Below are 15,232 nucleotides of genomic sequence, written 5' to 3' on the forward strand. Positions count from 1 at the left end.
TATGTCTTCAATGACCATGAGGAGGTAGAAAAGAAGCTGCGCGTTACTGATAAGTCATCAGATCGCGATCATCAAACCATTTGGTCAGTTCTGCTCGCGGCAGATGGGAGGTATTTTGAATCACATTTTTGGTTAAATGCGGCGCAAATTTCTCAATAAAGTCATACATGTACTGCTGCAAATAGGTGTTTTTGTTATAACACAACCAAGCGTAACAATCCGGCACCAACCCTTCCAGCGAACGCACCGTAATCGAGTCACTTAGCGCGTGTGTCGCCACTGATGCGATGATGCCGATGCCCACCCCTAAACTCACATACTCTTTGATCACTTCCGCATCCATCGCCGTGACGATGTATTTCGGTGTCAGACCTTTTTGCTTGAACGCATCATCAATCGCGCCGCGCCCGGTCGACTTGAGTTCGTAACTGATGAGTTTTTCCTGCGCCAACTGCTCGAGCGTGATGTTCTCTGCTGTCGCCAACGGATGGTTGGACGGCACAATCAGCGCCAGTGACCATTTGTAAGCGGGCAGCACTGCCAAATCCATCTGCTCGTCGACGTCCTGCGCCACAATCGAGAAATCGTACGGGCCAGAAGGCAGCGTATTGCCACGGGTTTCCGGCTCAATCGTCCCCATGTGCAGCGACACTTTCGGGTATTTTTTCATAAAGAAGTGCACCGTTTCCGGCAACAGGAACTTCGCAATCGCATTGGTGGTGTAGACATTCACTCGTCCCATATCTGGCGAGGTCACACTGGCCGAGAGCGCTTTGATGCGTTCTTCAATTTCCAGCATTTTGCTGGCTTCACGAATGATCTGGCTGCCAATTTCGGTCGCGCCGGAAAGGTGTTTGCCTTGGCGCTCAAAAATCTGCACACCCAGCTCATCTTCCAGCAACGCAACTTGCTTACTGATCCCCGGCTGAGAGGTGAATAATTTGTCTGACGTTAACGAGATATTGTATCCATTCCGCTGGATCTCGCGGATATAGCGCAGTTGCTGTAGCTTCATTGTGTACTCCTAGGTCACAAAATGATTGCATAACAATCACTTAAATGAGCCATTAGTTATACAGGATTCGACGAGTTCGAGCTAGTCTAACAATGAATAAAAAGCGCGGCCATCACGCGCGCATGCAACGCTGCCGTGGCCGATTCACCAAACGGCAAAAGGGCGATTCCGCGCAGAGACGATTTGCTTTAAGATCCAAATCGTTCACGCTCACCACGCTTCGGTCACACACCGACCGCAGCCACACCGCCATGAGGAATCCACCCGTTTGGTTACCAAAGTCTCTGATTCGATGCTGACAATTGCCCTACCTTCGCTGATCCATCGCATTGGTCGCGAGCACGCCACCGCTTTACAAGCGTTTGCTGCTGAGCACCGCTGCACCCTCAAACGGGTACGCCGCTCGCGCAACTGGCAATGTCAGGGCGAGCCGGAAGATATGCTGTTGCTGCTGCGTACCATTCAAGCGAGTGAGATGGCGTTGTCGGTGTCGTTTGTGGTGACCAAACTCGAATCAGGCATTCAGCCGTATCGACAAGACACGCTCAGTGAACGACTGGCGCATTTAGTACGGGAGAATCCGGCGATGACGTTGGCCGAATTGATGGAAAAAACGGGCTGTACCGTGGCTCAAGCCAGAGCGGCGCGAGAAGCGCAAGAAGCATGGTAAACCAGCACATGCATCGACGACTGGTTTACCTGAACGTGGGCGAAAATTAGACTTCGCTGAGCAGCGCTTTGATGATGGTCAGCACACCGCCGTCACGGTTACTTGGCGCGCGGAAACGGGCGTACGTTTTCACCTGCTCATGCGCGTTTTCAACCGCGTACGAGTAGTAGCTGGCTTGCAACATTTCAACATCGTTGAAGTAGTCGCCAAACGTCATGGTTTCCTGCTCGGTAAAGTGGAACTTCGCTTGTAGCTGCTTAATGGCTGTGCCTTTTGATGCTTCGGCATTCATGACATCCAGCCAGATTTTCGCACTCACCACCACTTTATGGCTGTCGCCAAATTTCGCGTTGATGCTTGGGTAAACCCATTGTTCCGTGCCATCAAAATGACAAATCGCCACTTTAATGAAATCGTCCTCAACCGACAGCAGATCAGACACCGACTCGCAGCGATGGTAGTACTTTTGAATTTCTTCCATCGCCTGTGGATCTTGGGTTTCAATATAAGCGGAGCGCTTACCACACAACACCACGTGCGTGCCTGCAATGCTTCTTGCGGCATTGATGATGTCGGCAATCGCGGCTTTGTCGATCGTGCTGCTGTAAAGCTCTTCACCTTTGTACATCACCAAGGTGCCGTTTTCAGCGATAAACATGATGCGATCCTGAATTTCCGCAAAGGTATCCAGCAAGCTGTAATACTGGCGACCAGACGCCGCAGCGAACAAAATGCCGCGTTCATCCAACTGTTTGTGCAGGGCGAAAAATTCTGGGTCGAGCTGGCCTTTCTCGTCGAGAAGCGTGCCATCCATATCGGTGGCGATGAATTTAATAATGCGTTGTGACATAAAATGAAAACTCATAGATTCAAAAATGCGTGGGCTGGGCCATCCTACCATATTCCGTCGCGGCTTATTTAGTTTGCTGTCAGAATGCATGAGAATCCGATTCAACCGACACAGCCATTCGGCTGGCGTGATCATTTACGCGATTAAAACTCAAAAATAATTGTAATAAACTCAAAAAATGTTTAGTTTGAAGGCAGATTTATTTGAGGAAGTGTCATTATGAGCTTTAAACAAGCCTACCTGTTTTACCTAACTTGCGCCGCCACCATCAGCTTTGGTTTTTCGTTTCTGGTGCTTTACCTAGCAATCAACAGCTAAGTATCCAATCGCTAAACATCGCTGAACACGATAAGTATTAAAAAGCCGCTGCAGAGACGATCTGCGGCGGCTTTATATTTGGCTTGAAGAGACCACGTGACGTGGCTTTAAGAAACAACGTTATGCGGCTCTCACCGATTTGGTATTCGTCGCGCTTGGGTGAGCTTTTTCACGAATGAGCGCTTCGTGTAGCGCGCAAATGGCGCTGTTGTAATCACTGTCTTCAACCACAAATTGCACGTTCACATTGCGCATCGAAGAGTGCGCTGCCATCGGATTCACATTCAGTTCCGCCAAAGCGTGCATGCCGCGCGCTAACGCTTGGTTGGTGTTGATGTTCGCACCAATGGCTGAAATCAGCGCCACCATTTTCCCCGAGATCGATGCGTTCGGGTAACGCTTCTCCGCTTTGTACAACACCTGATTGAGGTTATCGCTGGTGCCGCTTAAAAAGTACGTCATCGAGTTGGCATTCATCTCTTTTCCAACCAAATGCACTTTGGCTTCAGCGATGATCTCCATCAAGTCATAGCTCACGTTATCGACTTTGCCGACCATGCTCTGATCAAACATGTGCAGCGCAAACACCTTGTTGCGCCCAGCAATGATTTCAACCTTATTGTCTTCCGGTTGATGATGATTGGAAATCAGCGTGCCCGGGTGGTCGGGTTCAAAAGTATTTTTCACCCGCAGCTCAATGCCCTGATTGCGCAGACCCGCTGCCGCATTGGGGTGAATCGCTTCCATGCCGAGGTTGGCCAGTTGATCGGCCACATCAAAGTTGGTCAGCCCCATGGGGCGTACTTTCTCTGGCCCCACAACGCGTGGGTCGGCCGAGCTGAGGTGATACTCTTTATGAATGATCGCTTGGTCCGCATGCGTCAGCGCAGCAATGCGGCTGAACGTCATCTCGCTGTATCCACGATCGTAAGTTTTCATCAAGCCTTCATCGCAATAGGCATAGCCCGTCACGATCGGCAGCTCTGTCGAAACATCAATCTCTTCGAAAGCGCGCAGAATCACCTCATCCAGACGACCTTGCGTGCCTTCGTTCCACCCCGACAGGTCGACAAATCGCGCGTTGATGCCGAGCGTTTTCAATTTCAGAGTCGTGTTATACGCACTGTGCGCTTCACCAATCGACGACAGAAACTCGCGAATTTGGGGTAGATAATGACGCAATGAAAACTGCCCGTATTGGCAGGTTTCAAGAATATTATTGATGCAGTTCACTGCTTCAGAAATGCGGGAACGAATGAACTTATCGGCGCGAATCCGGCTCATGGGATCGGCAAACAAGTGTTCATTGGTCAGCAACATACGCTGTTCCAGCTCGTACATTGCATCCGTCCAACTGTCGTCGCGTTTCGCGATCATTTGATAAATGCCGGGCTTGCCAGTGCGTTTGCACTCCAACAGCGCATCGGTCATGCCCGAGTAAGCCGACACAACAAACACGCGGTCGTACGGATCGCTCGGTTTAAGCAGAATATTATCAAGGACCGCGTCAAACGCAGTCATGGAAGTACCACCGATCTTTTCTACGGTGTAAGACATGGGGTCTCCTCGTTATTTTAAATTTACAGGGTGTGGCTTGCGTCAGGTTGCCAGCAGGCGCCAGCAACCTCAGTCAGCCTGCACTAATCGGCGATGGGGTAAACGCCGTTTTCATCGTGCACTTCCGCCCCTGTCAGCGGCGGGTTAAACACGCACGCCATGACCATATCGGCACCTTTGTAGGCGCGCAGGTAATGTTCATCGTGTTTATCCAAGATGTAGAGCGTTCCCGGTTTAATCGGGTAAGTTTCACCACCCACCACAGCAATTTCGCCCTCACCGGACATGCAGTAAACGGATTCCAGGTGGTTTTGGTAGTGAATGTGGGTTTCAGTGCCTTTGTAGATGGTCGTGATGTGGAATGAAAAGCCCATCTGATCGTCTTTGAGCAACATGCGGACACTTTCCCACGTTCCGGTTTCAGCAACGATACGGCGTTCGCTTTGGCGACATTCATCCAAGGTTCTTACAATCATGACTCTTCCTTATGAGGCTTTTTTAATGAATTGAGGGGCGATGTGTTCCACCGCGCGTTCGAAAATGGTCAGGCCTTGTTCCAGCTCGGCCTCACTGATGGTCAGCGGACAGAAAAACTTCACCACTTCATCATTCGGGCCGGCGGTTTCAATCACCATGCCTTGACGAAAACATTCGCGGGCAATTTTTTCTGCGATGTCGCCATGTTGACAGGCGATCCCTTGCATCAGGCCACGTCCTTTGAGACGCGTAAACAGCTCGGGGAAGCGGCGCAATGCGGTTTGAATCGTGCGCGTGACTTGCTGCGCTCGCTCTTGAATATGCTGAGCAAAATCATCGGTCGCCCAATAGGTTTCCAGCGCTTTCGCTGCTGTCACAAACGCGTGGTTGTTGCCACGGAATGTGCCGTTGTGCTCACCCGGTTTCCACTGATCCAGCTCGGGCTTAAACAGCACCACCGCCAGCGGTAAACCGTAACCGCCGATCGATTTCGACAGCGTCACGATGTCGGGTTCAATCCCGGCAGGTTCAAAACTAAAGAAGGTGCCCGTACGGCCACAACCAGCCTGAATGTCATCGACAATCACCAGCACGCCATGTGCTTTACACAGCTTACTCAGGCGTTGCAGCCACTCATTGGATGCGGCGTTCAAACCGCCCTCCCCTTGCACCGCTTCCACTAAAACCGCGGCTGGCTTATCCAAGCCAGACGAGTTGTCGTTCAGCATGGTTTCAAACAGCGCAAGGCCATCGATATCGGCATAGCCGTCATACGGCAAACGCGTGACGCCAGAAAGACCAAGCCCCGCACCACCGCGATGATGCTGGTTCCCCGTCGCCGCCAATGCGCCGTAAGAACAGCCGTGAAATCCGTTGGTGAAGGCCACAATATTGCCGCGTCCGGTGACTTTCCGCGCCAGCTTCATGGCCGCTTCAACGGCGTTGGTGCCGGTTGGACCCGTGAATTGCACTTTGTAATTAAGGCCGCGAGGTTCAAAGATGTAGGTTTGCAACGCATGCAGGAATTCCGCTTTCGCTTCCGAATGCATGTCCAGACCGTGCGTGATGCCATCTTTGTCGATGTACTCAAGTAGTGCTTGTTTAAAAATGGCGTTGTTATGGCCATAGTTCAGCGAGCCAGCGCCCGCCAGAAAATCGAGGTAAGCATCACCATCTTTGGTATACAGCCAGCTTCCTTTTGCGGTGGAAAACACCACAGGGAAATGGTTGGCATAAGATTGAACGTTTGATTCTTTCTTCTTAAAGATATCCATAACGATGGGATTTATCCTTTTCGGTTGGTTCGTGGATTAAGGGGGATTCGGTACAGGTATTCGGTGTCGTGCTCGCCATCAAAATGGCGGGTTTCATCAAGAAACGTCGACACTTCACCCCGTTCGCCGTGGGCCCGATCCAATTTCTTAAACAGGCTCCAAGAGCCGTTGTTGTCTCGGGTAATGGTGGTTTCCAACACGTCAATGTCGGTCAACTCATCGCGAGTCAATAACTCGTTCAGCATATGGAAAGCCAGACCCATTCCGCGTGCGTTTTCATGCACCGCGACTTGCCAAATAAACAGTTCGCCCGGTTTATCCGGCTTGCGATAGGCTGAAACGAAACCCACCATGTCGCCATTGCGCTCGGCGACCACACAGGTACTTTGAAAGTGAGTGGATTGCAGGAAGTTACAGTAAGCGGAGTTCTCATCCAGCGGCGAGCACTGAGACACTAACTCATGTACGCGCTTGCCATCCGTTCGATTGGGAGTTCGGAACGTCCACTCTTCCTGAGCGTTGTGCATAATTTCAGGGTATGCAACCCATGGTGCTGCTGTAATCATTGTCTGCCACATATCAATTCAATTAGAACTCTAAACAAATTCCTTTTATAAACTAACAGCTCAAATGATTATTTCAACCCCACGATATAAAAAATAACAATGAATCATTCAATAAAACCACCCTAATCAATCGATTAGCCCATATGATTTAATATATCGGACACAACAAAAATAGTTAGACATGTAATCAAAATGACAATCACATAACAATACGATGTCAAAGTGATTAAGTTACATTGCTATCACTAGCAATTTGAACGCAATTCGCATTTTGCATTCGCATAATGCAATTGATTGAACAAAAATAGGGCTTGAATCGACCAAAATCGTTCAATATATAGTCAAAACAGTGCTCTGAAAGTTGGCACATATACTGCATTATATTAGTCGACCCTTATTAAGCCGAGGGTCACCTAGCCAACTGACGTTGTTAGTGAATACATTTTGTTCACACTATATATCAGCCAATCGTGCTCATTACGATTGGCTATTTTTTTGCCTGCAATTCGCGATTGAGATCGTGGCTGAGAGCTTTGGCACACTTCTTAACACAGCGCTTTACCTCCTCAATTTCCACAGTAAAGTAAACACGTCAATGATCATCAGAATTGCCCATGAAAACGGACTATCAAAAACGCTTACTGCCCGTCATTCGCTTTCTCGAAACGAACTTCGATCAGCCCTTTAATTTGGAAGCGGTCGCGCGTATGGCGTGTCTCTCCCCTTATCATTTTCATCGTATTTTTAAGGCGGTGGTTGGCGAAACGCTCAACGACTATCTGCGCCGTTTGAGAATGGAAAAAGCCGCCAACCAGCTATTTTATAAAAAGAAAACGGTGGTTGAAGTGGCTTTGTCTATGGGCTTTTCCAGCTCGCAGGCGTTTGCCAAAGCGTTCAAACAACATTTTGGCCTGACCGCCAGCCAGGTGCGTGAATGCAACAATTTGGAGGCGTTTACCCTGTTGCTGAAAAATAGCAAGATAGGACACACATTGCGCAAGGATGGACACGCTTTCGATGCGCCGGGCACGTATCATGACCAAACATTGAACACAAGGAGTCAGCACATGGAGCTACACACTTTTGAACCCAGCGGATTGGCATTCGTGCGCGTGACCGGGCCGTATGGCGAAAACTACGATCCCGCCATTGGCACGCTGTATGGTTGGGCAGGCCCGGCCGGATTGGCGCACCACACATCAATTTTCATTTATCACGATAACCCAGAGCTCACGCCCGCCGACAAATGTCGTACCGACATCTGCCTGCAAGTGCCCGCAGGCACCGACGTGCCAGCGCATATCGAATACACTGAGTTTACGGGTGGGAAGTACGCGACGATTCGCCGCACCGTGACGGACAAATCTCAATATGTGCAGTATTGGAATGAGTTGATGGAGAACGTGGTTGAACAAGGCCTCGATTGCGACGATCGGCCGTGCTTTGAGCTGTATCACGACTGCAACTTAGAAACGGGCGTCGCCGATGTGAGTTTCTGTACCGCCATTCGCTAGCTTCATCCATCGCGCTGTTTAGAAACCATCAGGGGAAGCCAACGCTTCCCCTTTTTTGACGTTTGTTCTGTCGAATGAATTGCCATTGATGTTGACGGGCTTAACGCAGCAACATCTGACGCCCGTCCATGCGCAGTGGTCGCACGCGCTGAATGCTCAGTGCCTGTTTTTTCTTCCACTGAATGTGGCACAGCTCCATCACCAGACCAAACGCCATGGCAAAGTAAACGTAGCCTTTGTTGATATGCAGTTCAAACCCTTCAGCCATCAACAGGCCGCCCAGCAATACCAAGAACAGCAGTGCCAAAGTTTTGAAACCGGGGTAACGGCTAACCAAAGCGTTAATCTTGGCAGCGGTTAACATCATGATCACCGCAGAGACCAGAATCGCCGCCACCATCACCGGAATATCGTTGGTCAAACCGACGGCCGTGATCACCGAGTCCATCGAGAACACCGCATCCACCGCCACAATTTGCAGCAGCACCACCGTCAACCCAGCGCTCACGTTGGCACGGGCGTGCTGCTCGACTTCAGTCAGCCAAGACCACAGCTCTTTCGCTGCCTTGACAAGCAGAAAGGCGCCACCGCCAATCAAAATGAAATCACGGCCAGAGAACGCGTTCCCCAAAACCGTCACGATAGGGCTGGTCAAAGACATCACCCAACTGATCGAAAACACCAAACCGATTCGCGCGGTCACGGCCAGCGCAATACCTAAATTGCGCGCCAGTGCTCGCTGATGCAGCGGCAAGCGTTCACACAGTACGGAAATAAACACCACGTTATCGACACCCAATACCACTTCCAATGCCAGTAGTGTGGCGAAGATGGCCCAGGTTTCAGGTTGGAGAAACAGTTCTAACACGCGGCCTCCTGAGAAAAGGAAGCGGAGTTAAGGGAAAAAAGAAGTGAAGTTGGTCGCCTTAAGGGGTCGTCCATTCGTTGTTATAACCTCTATGACTTAGGAGGCATCAGTAAATCATTGCGCCCTTTTTTGAGCAAGATCTCCATTTGTAACAAGCTGTAAAACAGCCTATTTTCGGCATACTGCGACGTGGAAAATTATAGTTTGGCGCCGTTTTGATACTCATAACGATGTTGGCGGGGCGTTTTTCCGCTCCAGCGTTTAAAGCGTGTACTGAAGTTGGCGCTGTTGGGGTAACCCACCATTTCGCCGATATGTTGCACCGACCAATCGGAGCGCGCGAGCAAACGAGCAGCATACTCCATGCGCAGCCGCGTCAAGTGCGCTTTGGGGCTGTGATGATAGTAAGTTTGACTCAAACGATGCAGGTGCGGCACGGAACACGGCACCAAGGCCGCCAGTTGTTCCACGCTCCATTCACGATGCAGTTGCTTTTGCACCTGCTCAAACGCGCGATTCAATCGCACTGCCATGCGTGGCTGAGGATGGGGCGTCGGGGAATTCAACAACACATTGATTTGTGCAACCGCGTATTGAGCGATAGTTTTGCCGAGTTCGGCTGGCAACGACAGGGTACGCACCAAGGTTTGCGTACAGGAAAACATCACATCGGTCACGGGCGTCAGATCGTAGCGAATTGTCGCATCAACCACACAAGGCCAATCGCGCTGGGGTGACAAAAACAGCCACGCCAATTGCCAATCTTCTTCTTCAATACCAAAGCCATTCTCAACGCCCGCAGGCACCACGATCATCGAACCAGGCTCCAACACGTAACGCTCTTGCCCGCTTTGCAACCAACCTTTGCCCTTCACGGTAAACAGCAACATGTGTTGCCCGGGTGACTTCCGATACACGCTAAAAGACTCGCGACACGTGGCTAACCCACACTGAACAATGCCGCTCTGCTCAAGGTGCAACGCATGCTCCTGATCGATCACCTGATGGGTGGTTTGATCGGAAATTCGATAATGTTCTTGCGTGTCCTGAATCATGAGAGTTTGGCAAATATTTGGGATGGAATTGAACAATACAAAGGAACGCGCAGCCCCTACACTGACAGCGTTCATTTCTTCGAGTGAGATCGCACCCATGTTGGCCTCTTTTCATCATCTGGATCGCCCGTTCTGGCAAAAACTGATCAGCATTGGCGTGCCCGTGTCCATGCAATCCATGCTGTTTTCACTGCTGGGTGTGGTGGATATTTTTATGGTCAGCCAACTGGGTGAAGCCGCCACCGCCGCCGTTGGGGTGGGTAACCGAATCTTCTTTTTCAACTTGATCGTCATTGTCGGTGCGAGCGGCGCAGTAAGCGTGTTGGCGTCGCAATACTTTGGCGCGGGTAATCTCGATGGTGTGCGCCGCACACTCGCCCAATCTTGGGTGGTCGCCCTTGGATTCACACTGCCATTTATGGCGCTGTATCTGATATCACCACAATCGGTGGTGTCGATGATTGCCTCAGACCCCGAATACGTCGCTCTAGCAACCGATTACTTGTGGGTCACCGGGGCCAGTTTGTTCTGCACTGCCTTGGTGGTGCCGGTCGAGGGCGTGTTACGTTCGGTTGGCGAAGCCAAACTGCCGACCCGCGTCAGCATCATTGCCATCATCATCAATGCGATCCTCAACACGCTGCTGATCTTCGGCCTGTTCGGTTTCCCTGAACTGGGCGTTTTGGGCGCGGGAATTGGAACCTCGATTTCTCGCGTGTGCCAGACCGCCATGTTGTTTTATGCCTTGCACAGCCGTTACCCGCATCTGCTGCCTACACGAACACATTGGCAGCAAGCGAAGCTGCGCCTACACCGCGTACGCTACTACAAAGTTGCGTGGCCGATGATTGTGCACGACACGGGTTGGGCCGCGGGCATTCTGGCGTATAACGTGATTGTCGGTCAGTTGGGCGTATCAGAACTGGCGATCATCTCATTGCTTTCACCGATAGAAAGCGTGTTGATATCGGCGTTTATGGGATTTGCGGTCGCTGCCTCAATCATTTTGGGCAATGAAATTGGCGCTCAGAATTATCAACGCGTCGAGAACACCGCGTGGTGGTACGTGATTACGAGCTGCGTGCTGGCGTTGCTATTGGCGCTACTTTGCTATCTCGCCAAACCGGCGCTGGCATGGCTCATCAGCCATAGTCCGTTGGAAGATTCAGCCATGGCATTGAATGTGTGTTTGGTGATGGCATTTGGCATGGTGCTGCGCGTGTTCAACATGGTTGGCATTGGCGGCGTGCTGAAAAGCGGCGGCGATATTCGCTACAGCATCTTTATTGATCTGTTCGGCCAATGGGCCATTGGGATTCCGCTCGCTTACTTCACCGGTTTGGTACTCGGGTGGCCGCTGGACTGGGTGTTGATGGCAATTTGGCTGGAAGAGGTCGCCAAGATTTTCCTGACCACGCAGCGCATTCACTCCAAACGCTGGATCAACAACCTGATTGGCGACAGTGAATCGCCATCGCTCATCGCGCAGCAAGCGAAATGAAAACAGCCTGACGCGCAACAACGTTCGCGCGTCAGGCGTAACTGAGCATGGCTGAGGTCTGATTGGCATCGACTGTGATTAGAACCGATGCCGTGCAATCGCCACGCAATCGCAGTCCGATTATGACGACACGGACGCAGTCACGCGGTCGCATTTGGCAGCGCAAATGAAATCATTTTTGTGCAGCCCTTTGATTGAATGACTCCACCAAGTCACGGTCACTTTTCCCCACTCAAGCACGATGCTGGGATGGTGGAATTCGTCTTCAGCAAGCTGAGCAATCTGATTGGCGAATGCCCAAGCCAGCTTGAAATTCTTAAAGCGATACGCTTTTTCCAATTGTGGAATGCCGTCGCGGTGGATCAGCGCCCAGCCTTCAAGTTCGCTTAACAGCGTTTGCTGTTCGTCCTGAGTTAACGCCATCGCATCGGCGCTACACGCTTCGCAACGTAATTCATCAAGCATGTGTTTCTTCCTTCGGGGTAAATAATGGGGGCAGCAGTCCTGCCGCCATGGCCTGTTCAACATGGCCCATCAGATCGGTCTGACTGAGCTGATACAACTGGCGAATATCGTCCAAGACGTAGTACACCGGCTGCATGATATCAATGCGGTACGGAGTGCGCAGGACGTTGTGCACGTTGAAACGCTCCCGTGTCGGAATGGGGCTATCGAGCGAATAGATTGTTTCGCCCGGCGACGAAAGAATCCCGCCTCCATAGATTTTGGTGTGATTTCCCTCGTTCACCAACCCAAACTCCACCGTGAACCAGTAGAGACGCGCCAGATAAGCCCGCTGCTGCGGTGTGGCGTTTTTGCCCAGTTGCCCATAAGTATGGGTGAACGCGGCAAAATCGGGATGCGTTAACATGGCGCAATGGCCGAAGATCTCATGGAAGAAATCCGGTTCTTGCAAGTAGTCAAACTCCTCACGGCGGCGCAAAAACGTCGCGACGGGGAATTGCTTCTCTGCCAGCAGCGCAAAGAAGCGATCAAAATTGATCAGTGCTGGCACAGGTGACACTTGCCATCCCGTTTCTCGCAGCAGCACGCGATTAATTTCCGGCAATTGCGGCACGTGGTCGAGGGGAAGATTGAGCATCTCCAACCCGTCAAGGTAAGCCTGACAAGCACGCGAACGAATGACCGATTGTTGGCGCACAACCAAGTCGTGCCAAATGGCATCTTCCTCGGGATCCCAATCGACAAATCCTTTGTGATTCACTGGTTTGGAATGATACGTGGTCATCACCCCGCCTCCTTAACAACCTCGTTACATTAAGCCTATCGCCTTCGATTTTGGCTGCCAATGATCCGCTCTGAATACCCGCACAAGGCGGTGTAACATTTTATTTACATCCGCTATATTTTTGCTTATATATCAGCGATCTGATTATTGGCCGCAGGTTTGACTTTACGGAAAAATGGTCAAAACTTGATGCATTGCAGAAAAAAGAAAACCAATCATCGAGGATGTTATGTCAAACGCCACGCCCCTTTGGACGCCCAGTCAGGACCGAATCAACGCTTCCAACCTGCAGCAGTTTCTTCGTCACATCAACATGCAAGGCGAAGCGTTTGAGAGTTATGACCAATTGCACCGGTGGTCGGTGGCCGACAAGAAAAAATTCTGGCTCGAGGTGTGGCAATTTTGCGATGTAATTGGGTATTGCGGCGACTGCATTCATGGCGAAGGGATCGCGCGCTGGGATGAGTTTGAACCCGCCAGAGACACCATTTGGTTTCCTCAGGCGCAGCTCAATTACGCAGAGAATTTACTCTCTTATGCCTATCAGCAACCCGATGGGGTGGCCATTTGGTTTAAAAACGAAAACGGCCAAAGCCGCAAGCTGACTTGGCAGCAAGTGTGCGATCAAGTCTCCATCGTTCAGCAATGGTTAACCCAAAACGGCGTGGGCCGCGGCGATGTGGTCGCTGGCTATCTGCCCTATCTGCCCGAAAGCGTGATTGCCATGTTGGCGACCACCAGCCTAGGTGCAATTTGGACGTCAACCTCGCCTGATTTTGGCGTCGAAAGCGTGGTGGAACGCTTTGGTCAGGTGCAACCGAAAATTCTGTTTTGCTGTAATGGCTACCGCTTCGGCGGCAAAAACCATGTGATGGAAGAACGCAACGCCAGCATTGTCGCGGCGATCCCGTCGATCGAAAATACCTGTCAAATCGAATACCTTCAGCAGCGCAGTTACAGCCAAGATTTCAACGATAGTTTTTCTGACTGGCCAGCGATCCTCGCCAGCTATTTGCCGCGCGGCATTGAGTTTGAACGCGTGGGTTTTAACGATCCGCTGTTTATCCTCTACTCCTCCGGCACCACTGGCCAACCCAAATGCATCGCGCATTCCGTCGGCGGCACGGTGCTGAACCACCTCAAAGAGCATCAACTGCACTGCGATATTCAACCGGGCGATCGGGTCTTTTATTACACCACATGCGGCTGGATGATGTGGAATTGGCACGTGTCCGCGCTGGCAAGTGGCGCAACCTTAGTGATTTATGACGGCAGCCCGATGTACCCACAGCCGGGCGTGTTGTGGGAGCTGGCTCAAGAAACCCAAATGACGCTGTTTGGCACATCAGCCAAATACATTGAAGCGTTGCAAAAAAGTCACTTCTCGCCCAGTGACTTCTACGATTTAAGCGCGCTGAAAACAATTTGCTCGACGGGCTCGGTGCTCTACCCCGAGCAATTTGAGTACGTCTACGCCGACATTAAAGCCGATTTACACTTGGCATCTATTTCGGGTGGTACCGATATTTGTGGCTGCTTTGTGTTGGGAAATCCAATCTCGCCGGTCTACCGCGGTGAATGTCAGGGCGCAGGGCTTGGCCTTGACGTGTCGGTGTACAACGATACCGGCATTGCCGTGAGCCAACAGCGCGGCGAACTGGTATGTCGCAACAGTTTTCCCAACCAACCGATTGGCTTTTGGCATGATGATGGCGAACGCTATCACCACGCGTATTGGGACAAGTACCCCGGTGTTTGGCATCATGGCGATGAAATTGAATGGACAGCGCAACACGGTTATCGCTTTTATGGACGCAGTGACACCACGCTCAATCCGGGCGGCGTTCGGATCGGCACGGCGGAAATTTATCAGCAAGTCAATCAGTTAGATGAAATTGTCGATTCGATTGCGGTCGGTCAAAAACAGGGCAATGACGAAGCCATCGTGCTGTTTGTGCAGTTGGATAGCAAAACCTTTTTAACCGATGAGCTGAAAGAGAAGATTCGTAAAACCCTGCGCACCCACTGCTCGCCACGCCACGTGCCAGCGTCCATTTATCCCATCAGTGAGGTGCCGCGCACCAAATCGGGCAAGTTGGTTGAGCTGGCGGTCAAGCAAACTTTGCAAGGCCAACCGGTGAAGAATATTGGCGCCATTGCCAACCCGATGGTGTTACAAGAAATAGAGCAGCTGTTTGAAAAGCATGAGGTTTAGCCACCAACATGCACATAAACATGAACGATACTTCATGCTGGCGTGAGCAATTTTCATTACTGTATTTTTCTTCAATAATGCTATGCTTGCGCCACCGTATTCT

The 15,232-nt window shown here is 51.1% G+C and carries 14 protein-coding genes; 4 read left to right on the forward strand and 10 right to left on the reverse strand.

All coding sequences use genetic code 11. The annotated features are described in order from the left end of the window. Positions 1-43 precede the first annotated feature (43 nt). The gene (locus ACS18Q_RS20565) at positions 44-1,015 is read right to left on the reverse strand and encodes a LysR substrate-binding domain-containing protein (protein ID WP_004727071.1); all 972 of its coding nucleotides are present in this window, start codon (positions 1,013-1,015) and stop codon (positions 44-46) included. A gap of 268 nt (positions 1,016-1,283) precedes the next feature. Here ACS18Q_RS20565 and ACS18Q_RS20570 point away from each other — a divergent pair, with 268 nt between their 5' ends. Beyond that, complete coding sequence (locus tag ACS18Q_RS20570; protein ID WP_158142089.1) at positions 1,284-1,685, forward strand: ribosome recycling factor family protein; 402 nt, start codon at positions 1,284-1,286, stop codon at positions 1,683-1,685. Between the two features lie 46 nt (positions 1,686-1,731). Here ACS18Q_RS20570 and ACS18Q_RS20575 read toward each other — a convergent pair whose 3' ends face one another. The 5 genes from ACS18Q_RS20575 to ectA all read right to left on the reverse strand — a co-directional run bounded on the left by ACS18Q_RS20575 (position 1,732) and on the right by ectA (position 6,739). Continuing rightward, the gene (locus ACS18Q_RS20575) at positions 1,732-2,535 is read right to left on the reverse strand and encodes a Cof-type HAD-IIB family hydrolase (RefSeq protein ID WP_441257796.1); all 804 of its coding nucleotides are present in this window, start codon (positions 2,533-2,535) and stop codon (positions 1,732-1,734) included. Positions 2,536-2,973: 438 nt separating this feature from the next. Further along, a complete protein-coding gene (locus ACS18Q_RS20580; RefSeq protein WP_441257797.1) occupies positions 2,974-4,410 on the reverse strand; it encodes an aspartate kinase in 1,437 nt (478 codons plus the stop codon). A gap of 83 nt (positions 4,411-4,493) precedes the next feature. Then, the gene (locus ACS18Q_RS20585) at positions 4,494-4,886 is read right to left on the reverse strand and encodes an ectoine synthase (RefSeq protein WP_004727076.1); all 393 of its coding nucleotides are present in this window, start codon (positions 4,884-4,886) and stop codon (positions 4,494-4,496) included. A 9-nt stretch (positions 4,887-4,895) separates the two neighbouring features. Beyond that, positions 4,896-6,161: a diaminobutyrate--2-oxoglutarate transaminase gene (gene ectB / locus ACS18Q_RS20590; RefSeq protein WP_055465780.1), complete on the reverse strand. Its 1,266-nt coding sequence runs from the start codon at positions 6,159-6,161 to the stop codon at positions 4,896-4,898. Between the two features lie 11 nt (positions 6,162-6,172). Further along, complete coding sequence (gene ectA, locus ACS18Q_RS20595; protein ID WP_041943219.1) at positions 6,173-6,739, reverse strand: diaminobutyrate acetyltransferase; 567 nt, start codon at positions 6,737-6,739, stop codon at positions 6,173-6,175. A 602-nt stretch (positions 6,740-7,341) separates the two neighbouring features. On the opposite strand from ectA, the gene ACS18Q_RS20600 reads away from it, so the two are divergent. Continuing rightward, positions 7,342-8,241 (forward strand): AraC family transcriptional regulator, encoded by a 900-nt coding sequence (locus tag ACS18Q_RS20600; RefSeq protein WP_014257625.1) that lies wholly within the window; start codon positions 7,342-7,344, stop codon positions 8,239-8,241. A gap of 100 nt (positions 8,242-8,341) precedes the next feature. On the opposite strand, the gene ACS18Q_RS20605 is transcribed toward ACS18Q_RS20600, so the two are convergent. Together ACS18Q_RS20605 and ACS18Q_RS20610 are read right to left on the reverse strand one after the other, a co-directional pair. Next, positions 8,342-9,109, reverse strand: coding sequence for a TerC family protein (locus tag ACS18Q_RS20605; RefSeq protein WP_004727080.1), 768 nt, complete (start codon positions 9,107-9,109; stop codon positions 8,342-8,344). Positions 9,110-9,306: 197 nt separating this feature from the next. After that, positions 9,307-10,164, reverse strand: coding sequence for an AraC family transcriptional regulator (locus ACS18Q_RS20610; protein WP_158141724.1), 858 nt, complete (start codon positions 10,162-10,164; stop codon positions 9,307-9,309). A gap of 97 nt (positions 10,165-10,261) precedes the next feature. Between ACS18Q_RS20610 and ACS18Q_RS20615 the strand changes: the two genes are divergently transcribed. After that, positions 10,262-11,665 (forward strand): MATE family efflux transporter, encoded by a 1,404-nt coding sequence (locus tag ACS18Q_RS20615; protein WP_441257798.1) that lies wholly within the window; start codon positions 10,262-10,264, stop codon positions 11,663-11,665. Positions 11,666-11,785: 120 nt separating this feature from the next. On the opposite strand, the gene ACS18Q_RS20620 is transcribed toward ACS18Q_RS20615, so the two are convergent. Next, positions 11,786-12,130, reverse strand: a complete 345-nt coding sequence (locus ACS18Q_RS20620; protein ID WP_014257629.1) for a 4a-hydroxytetrahydrobiopterin dehydratase — start codon at positions 12,128-12,130, stop codon at positions 11,786-11,788. Then, positions 12,123-12,914, reverse strand: a complete 792-nt coding sequence (gene phhA / locus ACS18Q_RS20625) for a phenylalanine 4-monooxygenase (RefSeq protein WP_158141722.1) — start codon at positions 12,912-12,914, stop codon at positions 12,123-12,125. Before phhA ends, ACS18Q_RS20620 begins: the two co-directional genes overlap by 8 nt. A gap of 229 nt (positions 12,915-13,143) precedes the next feature. Here phhA and ACS18Q_RS20630 point away from each other — a divergent pair, with 229 nt between their 5' ends. After that, positions 13,144-15,129 carry an acetoacetate--CoA ligase gene (locus ACS18Q_RS20630; protein WP_441257799.1) on the forward strand — a complete coding sequence of 662 codons (1,986 nt, stop codon included), beginning with the start codon at positions 13,144-13,146 and terminating at the stop codon, positions 15,127-15,129. Positions 15,130-15,232 lie beyond the last annotated feature (103 nt).

The organism is Vibrio sp. Vf1514, from assembly GCF_052076135.1.
Lineage (GTDB): Bacteria > Pseudomonadota > Gammaproteobacteria > Enterobacterales > Vibrionaceae > Vibrio > Vibrio furnissii.

Excerpts from the sequence above, each read along its gene's own strand:
- ACS18Q_RS20565 (WP_004727071.1), bottom strand. The coding sequence starts at position 1,015 with ATGAAGCTACAGCAACTGCGCTATATCCGCGAGATCCAGCGGAATGGA.
- ACS18Q_RS20575 (WP_441257796.1), bottom strand. The coding sequence starts at position 2,535 with ATGTCACAACGCATTATTAAATTCATCGCCACCGATATGGATGGCACG.
- ACS18Q_RS20580 (WP_441257797.1), bottom strand. The coding sequence starts at position 4,410 with ATGTCTTACACCGTAGAAAAGATCGGTGGTACTTCCATGACTGCGTTT.
- ACS18Q_RS20585 (WP_004727076.1), bottom strand. The coding sequence starts at position 4,886 with ATGATTGTAAGAACCTTGGATGAATGTCGCCAAAGCGAACGCCGTATC.
- ectB (WP_055465780.1), bottom strand. The coding sequence starts at position 6,161 with ATGGATATCTTTAAGAAGAAAGAATCAAACGTTCAATCTTATGCCAAC.
- ectA (WP_041943219.1), bottom strand. The coding sequence starts at position 6,739 with ATGTGGCAGACAATGATTACAGCAGCACCATGGGTTGCATACCCTGAA.
- ACS18Q_RS20600 (WP_014257625.1), top strand. The coding sequence starts at position 7,342 with ATGAAAACGGACTATCAAAAACGCTTACTGCCCGTCATTCGCTTTCTC.
- ACS18Q_RS20610 (WP_158141724.1), bottom strand. The coding sequence starts at position 10,164 with ATGATTCAGGACACGCAAGAACATTATCGAATTTCCGATCAAACCACC.
- ACS18Q_RS20615 (WP_441257798.1), top strand. The coding sequence starts at position 10,262 with ATGTTGGCCTCTTTTCATCATCTGGATCGCCCGTTCTGGCAAAAACTG.
- ACS18Q_RS20620 (WP_014257629.1), bottom strand. The coding sequence starts at position 12,130 with ATGCTTGATGAATTACGTTGCGAAGCGTGTAGCGCCGATGCGATGGCG.
- phhA (WP_158141722.1), bottom strand. The coding sequence starts at position 12,914 with ATGACCACGTATCATTCCAAACCAGTGAATCACAAAGGATTTGTCGAT.
- ACS18Q_RS20630 (WP_441257799.1), top strand. The coding sequence starts at position 13,144 with ATGTCAAACGCCACGCCCCTTTGGACGCCCAGTCAGGACCGAATCAAC.